Raw genomic sequence first — 14,020 nt, forward strand, 5'->3', positions numbered from 1 at the left:
CCATTTACATTTTCCTATAATACGAAATTAGATTTAGTTCAGTTATTTTCCTAATAAAAACATAGCCAATTTATCCCACAAAAAAAGCCCTCATTCCTGAGGGCTTTTTTTGTTATTGAAATAATATTTTATAAAGAACTAGCTTTAATTCTTACGATTTTACCGTCCTTCATTACAACTAAATCGCTGTTAGTTTTCTTTTTAGACTCAATCAATTTTTCATAAACTTTATCCATTGCGTCTATAATCTTCTTCTGAGTCGGTGTTGTTGTGTGTTCCCCCATGATTCATTATTTTTGAGTTTATCGAACTTGATTTTATGTATAACTTCAATATCGTTACCTAATGTTTTTTGCGCAATCAATTCAGCCTTGCCAGCTGTATTATCAAAAATCAATGCCTCATTAACTATCGGCAAATATATATCAAATAAATTTGTAATTCCATTTTTATAGCGTCGCTTAATAACATCGGTTTCAATATTATGCCCGCCATCCTGAACCCGAAGCTTAACCCTCTCAATAGCCAGGTCAACATTATTCAGCCAGAAAAACAAAAGTACAACTTTATAATCTTTTTCCTGAGCTGTAATCACTTTCTGTTTATAGCTTTTCGTTGCTAAAGTTGTTTCAAAGGCAAACACTTCGTTATTCGCTAATAATTCATTTATTCTGTGAAGCATTATTCTTCCCGCTTCAAAAGCTACCTTTTCCGGTTGAAACGGCGAAAGTCCTTTGGCTATTTCATCAGCATTTACAAACTCCTTACAATTTAATATTTCAGGAAGTATTGTAAACGAAGCAGTTGTTTTACCCGCTCCATTGCAACCTGCGATTATGTAAAGATTTTTACTCATTATTACAAAGATAAGAAATTTCAAATTTAATAAATACTATTTTTTAGATACTTGGAAAGTAACGATGATCGAGCGACGCCATTGAAAAACTGTAACTTTAATATATTTCTAAATTATGGAAAACCGTAAAAGCGACATTACTTTAAAGTCGAACTTTACATCTATGAGTACAGCCCAAAGCCATTAGTAATTTCAAATTAATCTTATGCTAAAACGAACTATTTTAATTGAAAACAAAATTTCAATAACGACAAAAAATAATCAGCTAGTACTAAAATCAGAAATGAAGGAGAGCTGCATTCCAATTGAGGATATTGGTTTTCTTGTTCTCGATCATAATGAAATCTACCTTAGTATTCCTGCTATGAATTTACTTGTTGATAACAATACTTCTATTGTTATCTGCGGAAAGAATCATCTTCCCAACGGAATGCTGTTAAACCTTAACAGCCATCATATTCAGCAGGAAATATTCAAAAATCAAATTGAAGCATCTATACCATTAAAAAAGCAATTATGGCAGCAAACAATAATTGAAAAAATTAAAAACCAAGGACAATTACTCGAAAAAATAACTGATTCAAAAAATAGTTTTGTGTTTCTAGCCAGTAAAGTATTAAGTGGAGATTCGTCTAATATGGAAGGAGTTGCAGCACAGCAGTATTGGAAATATTTTCCTCAACCTAATCTAGAATTTGATGGAATTAAACGAGAACGATATGGCGACTATCCTAATAATTTCTTGAATTATGGATATGCGATTTTAAGAGCCGCAACTGCAAGAGCTCTTTCCGGAAGTGGCCTACTCAACACATTAGGAATTCACCATAAAAGTAAATACAATGCTTTTGCACTTGCTGATGATATCATGGAACCGTTTCGTCCCATTGTGGATGAAAAAGTCTTTGAAATTATGCAAAATTTCAAAGAGCAAGAACTAAACACTGTTATCAAGGCTGAATTATTACAAATACTAACTAGAACAGTTTATTTTAAAGATGAGAAAAGCCCTTTAATGATAGCTTTACAAAAGACTGCAAGTTCTCTCCAACAATGCTTCACAGGAAGTCGAAAAAAAATTAAATATCCTGTCTTATGGAGCTTAACGGATATCGAATAATGTGGCTGTTTGTTTTTTTTGATCTACCCACAGAAACAAAAAAAGACAGACGAAATGCATCTGGATTTAGAAACAATTTATTAAAAGATGGATTTTCGATGATGCAATATTCTGTTTATGTTCGACATTGCGCAAGCAGTGAAAGCGCTGATGTTCATGAAAAAAGAATCCACAAACTACTACCTCCTTTAGGCAAAGTAAGTGTGCTTAGAATAACCGATAAACAATTTGGTAATATTTTAAATTTTTGGGGAAAAGCAGCCTTACCATCAGCACCTCAACCCACGCAACTAGAATTATTTTAATACTACGTTATTTATAATTATCAATAAAATTTGAACACCCGAAACCTTATTTACTAAACCCTACAATAGAAAAAATGCCTCAATTATGGGTTATCAAACCATAAAAGAGGCATTTTTCTGAACGATATTCACACATAAACCATTGTATATCAGAAGGAAACAAGCCGACTAATATCGTGTTTTCTAATCTTTAATCAAACCACAACGGTATAATTACCTATGTTTATCTTTTGGCGAATATCGTGTTTTCTAATCTTTAATCAAACCACAACAGCTATTGAATTAAATATAACCCCAAACTTAATATCGTGTTTTCTAATCTTTAATCAAACCACAACTCTTTAATAAAACATCTGAAGAGTAATTCAAATATCGTGTTTTCTAATCTTTAATCAAACCACAACGATAGAATAGAATATTGGTTAGATAGAATAAATATCGTGTTTTCTAATCTTTAATCAAACCACAACAAAGCCATTGCGTTACCTGTGAAAGTACCAATATCGTGTTTTCTAATCTTTAATCAAACCACAACAATTATTGTTGACGAATGCCATTTGCTGTCAATATCGTGTTTTCTAATCTTTAATCAAACCACAACTGGTTAAATTTATCGTGCTTCTGTCATAATAATATCGTGTTTTCTAATCTTTAATCAAACCACAACAGATACATGATACACCGGTACGGGTAGTTAAATATCGTGTTTTCTAATCTTTAATCAAACCACAACAAGGCTATATATCGAAGCTTAAGCCGCAATAATATCGTGTTTTCTAATCTTTAATCAAACCACAACCAGTCAATTTTAGTAACAGGATCAAAATTTAATATCGTGTTTTCTAATCTTTAATCAAACCACAACTCTCTATCTGATGATAAGAAATTAAGTTTAATATCGTGTTTTCTAATCTTTAATCAAACCACAACCTGATACCACATTTTAGCCGTGTCATTAAAAATATCGTGTTTTCTAATCTTTAATCAAACCACAACTTCGATTATCTGTTCCCCAAGCATATCAAGAATATCGTGTTTTCTAATCTTTAATCAAACCACAACTGTATAAGTTTCTGAATTTCTTTATCTGAAATATCGTGTTTTCTAATCTTTAATCAAACCACAACACCGCGGAAGTTATGGAAATTGAGAAGTTTAATATCGTGTTTTCTAATCTTTAATCAAACCACAACACCAACATCCGATAATTCAACATCATTAATAATATCGTGTTTTCTAATCTTTAATCAAACCACAACCTAACTAATGTCGCTATGACTGATCCTATTAATATCGTGTTTTCTAATCTTTAATCAAACCACAACATATATAACCGTCTTCCACGCCTTCCAAAAAATATCGTGTTTTCTAATCTTTAATCAAACCACAACTAGTATTGCCATATCTTACAACAAAGATGAAATATCGTGTTTTCTAATCTTTAATCAAACCACAACAATATCTCCTTTTCTAACTCTTTCGTAATTAATATCGTGTTTTCTAATCTTTAATCAAACCACAACGGTACTGCCTGAAACATTTACAGGTCAAATAATATCGTGTTTTCTAATCTTTAATCAAACCACAACGTTTCCTGGTGACCTTTGTAATGTGCATTGAATATCGTGTTTTCTAATCTTTAATCAAACCACAACTATAACAAGACCTTTATTGAAAAGCCAAGCAATATCGTGTTTTCTAATCTTTAATCAAACCACAACGTCTTGTGTCATGGTTTTATAAGAGTTTAAAATATCGTGTTTTCTAATCTTTAATCAAACCACAACCTCTAATAATACTTTAATAGGTTCGTATCTAATATCGTGTTTTCTAATCTTTAATCAAACCACAACTCTTTTGTTACAATTAAATTACCTGTAATTAATATCGTGTTTTCTAATCTTTAATCAAACCACAACATCCGGTATTGTCGGGGTTTTGGTTTCGCAAATATCGTGTTTTCTAATCTTTAATCAAACCACAACACTTGTAAAGGCTTGGAAGGAAAAAGACGAATATCGTGTTTTCTAATCTTTAATCAAACCACAACAAAAAAGATCGCAGACGCTGAACTTATACGAATATCGTGTTTTCTAATCTTTAATCAAACCACAACTCTACATCAGAATGTTTTTTTCTCCAAGCAAATATCGTGTTTTCTAATCTTTAATCAAACCACAACTATTTGGAGTAACTATGATAAGCTTCAAAGAATATCGTGTTTTCTAATCTTTAATCAAACCACAACACCAATACTAAAAATTAAAAATTATGAAATAATATCGTGTTTTCTAATCTTTAATCAAACCACAACCTATGTTTTAATTTTATGCTAATGTAGTTAAATATCGTGTTTTCTAATCTTTAATCAAACCACAACTTTTTGTGCTATACTGTTCATCTTTATTTAAATATCGTGTTTTCTAATCTTTAATCAAACCACAACAACCATAGCTTGCCATTGCGACTGCGCAATAATATCGTGTTTTCTAATCTTTAATCAAACCACAACTCTCTCTGGCTTTATTGTTTTCGTGAATGTAATATCGTGTTTTCTAATCTTTAATCAAACCACAACGATCTTGTGTTTGAACAGCCAATTCTAAACAATATCGTGTTTTCTAATCTTTAATCAAACCACAACCTCGGCTTGTATGCTTATAACCGGAGTAGCAATATCGTGTTTTCTAATCTTTAATCAAACCACAACAAAATGTAGGAATAGTATTAACGATTATCAAATATCGTGTTTTCTAATCTTTAATCAAACCACAACGCGTTCATCAAATGGATTAAACCTATTTTCAATATCGTGTTTTCTAATCTTTAATCAAACCACAACTAGTATGGTTTCTTTAGAAGAAATGTCTTTAATATCGTGTTTTCTAATCTTTAATCAAACCACAACAATACAATTTAGGTAATGGCAAAACAGGAAAATATCGTGTTTTCTAATCTTTAATCAAACCACAACTTTTTTCAACTCATCAGTTTTCCTTACAAGAATATCGTGTTTTCTAATCTTTAATCAAACCACAACCATTAGCTCTTGTTGTGTTTTCATCATTCCAATATCGTGTTTTCTAATCTTTAATCAAACCACAACATGTGGCGGCGGCGGTTCAATATCATTTACAATATCGTGTTTTCTAATCTTTAATCAAACCACAACTGATACGAATGTTGTAAACGGTAGTTATGTAATATCGTGTTTTCTAATCTTTAATCAAACCACAACCGGCTCCTTTTAAACCATTTTCTGCCAATAAATATCGTGTTTTCTAATCTTTAATCAAACCACAACCTGATTTACCTGTAATTGAAACTTTATCCAAATATCGTGTTTTCTAATCTTTAATCAAACCACAACTATTATCGGACAACACGAAAACTTAAAAAAAATATCGTGTTTTCTAATCTTTAATCAAACCACAACAGATAATTTAGACGCAATCAGCGACATAATAATATCGTGTTTTCTAATCTTTAATCAAACCACAACCAAGTAATGTTGTATTGTCTGAACAATTTCAATATCGTGTTTTCTAATCTTTAATCAAACCACAACACATTGTGACGTTATTGTATCAAATGCCATAATATCGTGTTTTCTAATCTTTAATCAAACCACAACTAGTGAACGTCAAGAACCTAGTTATCAAAAAATATCGTGTTTTCTAATCTTTAATCAAACCACAACAATAATTTAATAAAACTAGCCAAAAATGAAATATCGTGTTTTCTAATCTTTAATCAAACCACAACTGCAAAGCCAAAAGTTGTTACTAAGATTAAAATATCGTGTTTTCTAATCTTTAATCAAACCACAACGATAATTATATTTTCCTGCTCAGATATAGAAATATCGTGTTTTCTAATCTTTAATCAAACCACAACCTGATTTACCTGTTATATAAACTTTGTCGAAATATCGTGTTTTCTAATCTTTAATCAAACCACAACCAGCTAAAATCATTAACTTTTCTTTAGTTGAATATCGTGTTTTCTAATCTTTAATCAAACCACAACTTCCTTTGCCTCCTAGTGCTACTGTTCTCAAATATCGTGTTTTCTAATCTTTAATCAAACCACAACCAACTTTGTAAAATCAAATGATTCCACTTTAATATCGTGTTTTCTAATCTTTAATCAAACCACAACTACAATAGCATCTTATTTAGGGCAATCAGAATATCGTGTTTTCTAATCTTTAATCAAACCACAACTGTGGATAAAATGGATAAAACGCTGAACAAAATATCGTGTTTTCTAATCTTTAATCAAACCACAACAATCAACTACTTTTCCCCAAACACCATTTCAATATCGTGTTTTCTAATCTTTAATCAAACCACAACCGAATTCTTTATATTTCGGATGCTCTTCTAAATATCGTGTTTTCTAATCTTTAATCAAACCACAACGTAAAGATCGCTTTCGATTATATCTTTGGAAATATCGTGTTTTCTAATCTTTAATCAAACCACAACTTATTTACTGCACGAAAATACAGAAATCGAAATATCGTGTTTTCTAATCTTTAATCAAACCACAACTATAACCTATGAACGTGATATACGTATCAAATATCGTGTTTTCTAATCTTTAATCAAACCACAACTTCTTCCTATTGCTTGTCCTGCGTTAGGGTAATATCGTGTTTTCTAATCTTTAATCAAACCACAACTATCTAAGTTCATACCCTACACCGTGTTAGAATATCGTGTTTTCTAATCTTTAATCAAACCACAACAACCGCGGGCGATACGTTCACACTGGACGGAATATCGTGTTTTCTAATCTTTAATCAAACCACAACGTAGAATGTGAAAGAGTTGGCCGCGCGCACAATATCGTGTTTTCTAATCTTTAATCAAACCACAACCATTCTTTCAGAAATTGCAGGCGTGATATAATATCGTGTTTTCTAATCTTTAATCAAACCACAACTTATACGCTAGAAGGAATAAGCGCGCCAAAAATATCGTGTTTTCTAATCTTTAATCAAACCACAACCGACATTTTCAAACTTTAAGAAATCAATATAATATCGTGTTTTCTAATCTTTAATCAAACCACAACTTCCTTGTTTACGCTGTCGTAAATTCTTACAATATCGTGTTTTCTAATCTTTAATCAAACCACAACATTTAGAGAAGAAGCAAGGCTTTATACTACAATATCGTGTTTTCTAATCTTTAATCAAACCACAACTGTTACGCATGAGTGGGAGGGAGAAGGTGGAATATCGTGTTTTCTAATCTTTAATCAAACCACAACAAATCAATTGGTTTTTGCTGAGTAGTTTTAATATCGTGTTTTCTAATCTTTAATCAAACCACAACCACCCATTACATATTGATAATCTAACTCTAAATATCGTGTTTTCTAATCTTTAATCAAACCACAACACCTTTGAATTCAATGATGTTGAACATTTGAATATCGTGTTTTCTAATCTTTAATCAAACCACAACGAATAGAAAGTATAGAATCAATTGAATTTGAATATCGTGTTTTCTAATCTTTAATCAAACCACAACAGGGGTGACAACTTCTCAGACCATTTTTTAATATCGTGTTTTCTAATCTTTAATCAAACCACAACTACTGCTGTTAAATTTGCCTGTATAGATTTAATATCGTGTTTTCTAATCTTTAATCAAACCACAACTACCTGTAACGACTTCGTCGCGCCAGTATTAATATCGTGTTTTCTAATCTTTAATCAAACCACAACTTTTCTGGGTATCTGCCAGTTTTTTAGCGGAATATCGTGTTTTCTAATCTTTAATCAAACCACAACGGTACTGCAAGAATGTGAGTACTTCTGTAAAATATCGTGTTTTCTAATCTTTAATCAAACCACAACGGAAAATCCGCTACAGAAAATCGGAACGATTTTCCGTTGTGGTTTGAGAGGTTTAAGATTAAAAGTATGTCAAAGAACTTAATTAATCTTTATTTATTCTCAATTTTTCCAAAAATAGAAACTGTAACTTTGATTGGATTTACTTCTTGAAATTTTTTCATACTTGCAATTCTAACTTCTTGTTCTTTATGTAATACAGTTGAAGCTAAATGGTGTCTAAATGAAAAATCTCCTTCAGATATTTTTTGAACCCTATATAAATGTTTACTCAAAAACGCTTCATTTCCAACATTATCTCTATATTCATCATCAGTAAGCCCTAATATAAACATATCATTTTCTTGAAAAGTTAATAACATTTCTTTTGGATATGGCTCTCCAAATGTTGACGCAGGCAACTTATATATTTCATCATTTTGCTTTTTTCTTTCAACCACATTCCAAAAATTAGTTATTCCATCCTTTACTTCATCTTTTTCATTCTTATATATAATAACATGATGATTATTCCTTGGATTTACAAATTGTTTGATGGAGGGCTTTAATTGTTGTGCATTCCCCATTTCCTCTGAAACTCGTACTTTTTTAATTGGAACTCTTTCTCCATTTTTATTAGGTAAAGTATATAAATTCCTTGTCTTAATTTTTAAAAATTCAATTTCCTTTTTTAATTGTTCATCTTCAAAATCCGTTTTTGTTGTTTTTATTTGTTTAGTCAATTTCTCAATTTCCTTAAAGAGTTGAACTTCTGCTTTTCTAGCTTTAATAATAATTTCACGGATTTTTACATCTACAATTTTATTAATTTGTTTATCTGTCACAAGACTCTCTACAGATTTGCGAATATGATATCCTTCTTTCCCACTTGGTGGAATTACCTTTCCATAAAAGTTTTCCATATGTAATTGTCCTCGTACAGCCTGACCAACACTCAAATAACTCTTTCCGTCCTTGACAATCTTTTTTCTAACTTCTACAAGTATGTTTCTGTTCTGTTTATGAGAAATCAATATTTTACTAATTACATCTGTTGCGTCAGTATGAAATCCATTCCAAGGTTCTGGAAAATCCAATTGCTCTTTTTCGTATTCATTACCTCTCTTTTTATTTTCAACAGAAGCATTGTATTTACTCAATTCCTGAAAATATCTTTCCTTCGTTAAAGCAATGACTAAAGCGTCAAGTGCGTGATGCCTATGATCTTCTCTATTCTTTTTTGGATCAAACTTAATTTCGCCTGTATACTTATCAACCCATACTATTCCCTCTACCAACGTTTGCCCATCTTCAAGTTTTGGAGCCTCGTTCTTAACATCATAATAATCTTTGACTTCAGAAATTATATCAAACAATACCCAATACCTTCCTTTTCCGTCCTTCATTTCAAACTGATGCTGGTTGTCCATTTCCGAGACAAAAATACCATCATCGTTTGTAGTCCCTTCAATTAATATTTGATAATCATTAAGAATAGGTCTTTCGTTGACTGCTCTTTCAAAATCAACTTTTTCAAAATCAACATCAATTAGTAGCCAATATTTACCATCTAATTCAGTGGTTTCACACTGATAAATATAGGATGAGAAAATACCTTCTTTTACTTCTCCAAAAAGCAATAATTGTTTTCCATTCTTTTTAGGTTGATCCTCTTTATTAGGTGCTTCAAATTTCTTTTTCAAGATGGAGAATTTAGCCCAATAAGTACCATTATCTCTTCCCGAAGCATTTATTAGGCCCAATCCTTCATTTTTAAACTTTTCTTTTTCAACTTTGCCTCTTAATACGATTTCTTCTTCAGATGCTTCTGGTTTATCTCTAAAAACTCTAACAACATCTTTGGGTTCTGATATTTTTAACTTTGCCCAATATTCACCATTTTTGAGTTCTGGAGTTTCCATCTGAAAATTGACGTATTTGACACTAGATTTGAAAATTCCTTTATCAACATTTCCGAATAATGTAGTTTCATCATTTTCTAATTCTGGTTTTGAATTGTAAATTCTTTGGGAAACTACTGCCTTATTATCTGCATTCAGAACAACATAATGGGGTATATGTTTATTTTCAGCAATGTACAAATCTGGAATATCAACCGTAAATGTGGGTTGTAAAATATTGTTCAATCCCCAAAGTTTTCTGAGCTCAGCCGTTAACCCACCTGGCATTACACGAACATCATCACAAACTTGCGAAAGTATTTCATTTGTTTTTTTACTGATATACCTTGTGTCATTTAATTGTCTTTCAATAAAATCATTCTTCTCAAATTTTGTTTTAGAGGTAAATTTCTTTGCTTTTGAGTAAGGCAATAATTTAAACACACGATACTCGATTTCTTCCCAAGTTTTAGCACCGCCCCACAAATTAGAATCCTTGTTTAATTGATAAAAATCATACGGCGTCCTTTCTCCTTTCAATCCATTAAATTTTGCATCGCAAAGTGTTTTGTTTGCAAAACTATCATCGAGGGAAACACTTCTTGGGATAATATGCTCAATCTGAATTTTATTTTCTCTTCCTAAAACATCTGAAATATTGATTGTTTTATTAGTATAAGGACAAACTGCAATTGTACCACGTTCCTGCATTTCTTTATACAATAAAACTTTTTGAATATTTTCCCTACTGTGTTTTAATCCAAATTCTGTTAGAAGTTGCCTAGCTTCATCATTTTTCTTGGTATTATCAGCAATTTTATAACCTAATTCCTGTCTTTTTGTTTTATTATTTTTTAAATCCCGTCCTAGCTCTACTCTTATCTGGTCAAATGCCTGATATGTCTTTAATAATTCATTAACTAACCTCTTTACTTCATTAACGCCTTGCTGAACTATTGGGTTCCTTAAATTTTCAATTTCTCCAATTCTATCCTTTTTCTCAACCTTTTCAATTTCTTGACTATGATGATAAAATTTTCTAAATCTTTTATCATTTTCAACAAAACCGTATTTATTTTCAATCAGGTACTCTTTTATTTTCTCAATTGCATCTCCCTCCTTGTTATATTTAAGTTTCAATATAGAAATAATATCTTTCTCAAATTGCTGATGATCATTTTTATAAATTTCCCATTTATGACCAAAGGCATTCCTGACACCTCCAAGAATTACAGCATCACTAAACCTTTTGCCCTGTTTTAAATAGGGTAAAATATTTTTTATAGCTTTTAATGATACATTGGAATAACCTTCTTTTAAATTAATTTTAGCAACTTTATTTATATTTATTTCTTCTAAAGCAAAATCAACAGAAAGCTTCTTTACTAGTAAATCATTATCTTGAAAATAATGAAAACAGTGCCAAATTTTTTCAAATCCATATTCAACAACTTCTTTACCATTAACAGAATTAACATGCTCCTTTCTTAACACTGATTCAGAAAAAATTGAATTTAAATTTTTAATACTATAATTACCTGGAACCTTCTGATCATCAGAATAATTAAATTTTTCATATTCTAGTTTCAGTTTCTTCTTTATCTCAGAAAAACTAAAATTGCTGTCTTTTGAATTTATTAAATCCAAAACCTGAAGTCGCTGACTTTCTTCCAATCTTTGTTTTTTTCCATATTCAATATTATTAATGAATTGGTAGGCTCTAAATTCCTCATATAATGGATGTGATAAATGACAAGGTGTTTTCCCTTTTTGCAAATATTTGCCATTGTCGTCTTTCAAGTCTGGTTCAAAACGACATTTTGATAACAAGCTTTTTTGCGATTTTAAAGGACGTTGCCAAAACAAAACACTATCTTGACTTTTAAATTTTAAATTTTCGTCCTCACCCTTTTCAATAATACCCGCTAAAAACTCTTTAAAAGGAATTTCAGAAGCTACTTTTATTAGATATTTTTTACTTGAAATATTGCCTGTATTATTCTCTAATAAATTAATGGCAACATTTTCAATTCCTTTTGACTTTATAAGATATTCTAGTTTTCTTTTATTTCTATTATTTTTTTCAATATCACCGTTAAGAAATATATTTTTATTCTTGAATACATTTTTCTTATCCAGTCCTAAATGGCTTTCTTGTCTATTCCAAATGGCTTCAAATTCTGCAACATACATATCTCGTAAGGTATAACGTGCTCTAACTCTTAACTCGTTTCCTTCTTCATCAGTAATTAATTTATAAGGCTCCCCTTCTTTAGGAAGAATCTCAAATAGATATTTGCCAAGAGTTGAATTTTCAAGTTCTTTTTGAGTTTGCGAGATTCCTATAATATTTTCTTTTCCTTTATAGATTGCTCCATCGTCTTTTCCCTTACGATTACTTAAAAAACCTCTTCGTTGAATTAAATGGTACAAAACTCTTCCAAACTCATAAAGAGTCAAATCGTTTTGTAATGCTTTATCTCTTAATTCATAAGGATTTTGCTTTAACCATAAATGGTAAGGATGATTTTCAGGCAAATGAATTTCGGGAGCCATTCTACCCTCTTTTTTCTTTTGCTTGTCCCATTTACTCCAAATATCAAGTTCTTTATTTGTTAATGGACACATATCAAAAGATAGTAAAGTCCTTAGTAGCTTTATTTTTCTTAATCTCTTTCTGTAAAATTGCTTTCTTAGCTGTCTGCTATTTCTTCTTTTTGCATTCTTACTTTCTTCTCTATCTCCTTGACCAATTGTTTTTGCAACAACACCTTCAGGAAATATTCTAACTCCCGAATCAACAATTATTTTTTTTTCATCATCCACAATAGCCCATCCAATGCTATTTGTTCCTAAATCTAATCCTAATATTTTTGCCATAATAACTCTATTTTTAAAAACAACTTCGAAAGATAAATAAAAAACAATTGACCTCTTTACGGTTTTCCTTTTTCTAAATAGAATATTTTTTCTATATATTTGTAACTGATTAAAATTTCTAATCTTTAATCTTATCACAATAAGGCTATATGCCGTAGATGAAAATCTTTAGTCCTGCTTCGGTGGGACTTTTTTTTATTATTAATTTTACAGATAAAAAAAGCTCTTATGGCAGAGCTTTAAATATTTGGGAAATACCGATTAATCATTTCTCTCTGCTGAGAACTATTCACTTTAATATATTTTTCCGTAGTTCCTGGCCATTTATGTCCTGCCAGTTCCTGCGTCCTTTCAAGTGCAATATTTTTCTCGTTAAGCCAATTACAGATCACACTCATTCTTATGGTCTGCGGATTGAGTTTTCGATCAGGAAATAAAACCCTGAGCGGATCAATCATTCCATGAATACCCCCCACTGTGATAGGCTTGCCAAGTTTGGTAATAATTAGTTTTTCTGTTTTACAGCGAAGTATTTCCAATCGGGTTTCCTGCAAGTAATTGAAAAACAAAATCATCTGTCTGGGGACTAAATTCATTGTTCTTTTATTAAGATTGATAGAGGCTTTGATGTATATCGTTCCATTATCCAAGTCAACGTCTTTAACATTAAGCCTTATAATTTCATCACTTGTAAGTCCCTGATATATAAGAAGTGATAATAAAACATTATTCCTCACGTCTAAATGCTTGTAACGGTTTTCACGCTCCAAGAGCAGTTGCAGTTCTGAACTGCTGAAAAGATCCTGAACCTGTATCGCCTGATTGCTGTTTACTTTAATATTCAGGCGTTTGCATGGATGGTCATTTCTGTAACCGCTCATGACCAGATAATCATAATATTTTTTGATTGCTGATAGAATAACAACACGATATTTACTATTAGAGTTCTTTTTGCTGATTTCGTCCATATACTCCACGATATTTACGTATTTATATCGCTTGGCTTTTGGATTTAATTTTAAAAAATGATTGATCGCAAACAAATAGCTTGATACGGTCTGTCTGCTGTAATTTTGGAGCAGGAACTGCTCTAGTGTCTGTTTGGTCATA

Annotated in this window: 5 protein-coding genes and 1 CRISPR repeat array; of the genes, 2 read left to right on the forward strand and 3 right to left on the reverse strand. The window is 31.0% G+C overall.

What is annotated here, in order from left to right; genetic code table 11:
* Positions 1-241: 241 nt before the first annotated feature.
* Positions 242-856, reverse strand: coding sequence for a zeta toxin (locus L1276_RS02605; protein ID WP_253785159.1), 615 nt, complete (start codon positions 854-856; stop codon positions 242-244).
* A gap of 205 nt (positions 857-1,061) precedes the next feature.
* Between L1276_RS02605 and cas1 the strand changes: the two genes are divergently transcribed.
* Positions 1,062-1,976, forward strand: coding sequence for a type II CRISPR-associated endonuclease Cas1 (gene cas1, locus L1276_RS02610; protein ID WP_253785161.1), 915 nt, complete (start codon positions 1,062-1,064; stop codon positions 1,974-1,976).
* Entirely contained in the window at positions 1,952-2,281 is a 330-nt protein-coding gene (cas2, locus tag L1276_RS02615) for a CRISPR-associated endonuclease Cas2 (protein WP_073485070.1), read from the forward strand. The genes cas1 and cas2 overlap by 25 nt, the downstream gene beginning before the upstream one ends.
* A gap of 170 nt (positions 2,282-2,451) precedes the next feature.
* Positions 2,452-8,153: direct repeats of the CRISPR family, unit length 36 nt; unit sequence AATATCGTGTTTTCTAATCTTTAATCAAACCACAAC.
* An 89-nt stretch (positions 8,154-8,242) separates the two neighbouring features.
* Here the strand turns inward: cas2 and cas9 are convergent.
* Positions 8,243-12,910 carry a type II CRISPR RNA-guided endonuclease Cas9 gene (cas9, locus tag L1276_RS02620; RefSeq protein ID WP_253785163.1) on the reverse strand — a complete coding sequence of 1,556 codons (4,668 nt, stop codon included), beginning with the start codon at positions 12,908-12,910 and terminating at the stop codon, positions 8,243-8,245.
* 239 nt (positions 12,911-13,149) lie between these two features.
* Complete coding sequence (locus tag L1276_RS02625) at positions 13,150-14,019, reverse strand: site-specific integrase (protein ID WP_253785165.1); 870 nt, start codon at positions 14,017-14,019, stop codon at positions 13,150-13,152.
* Position 14,020: the final 1 nt, after the last annotated feature.

Source organism: Flavobacterium sp. HSC-32F16 (assembly GCF_024171645.1).
Lineage (GTDB): Bacteria > Bacteroidota > Bacteroidia > Flavobacteriales > Flavobacteriaceae > Flavobacterium.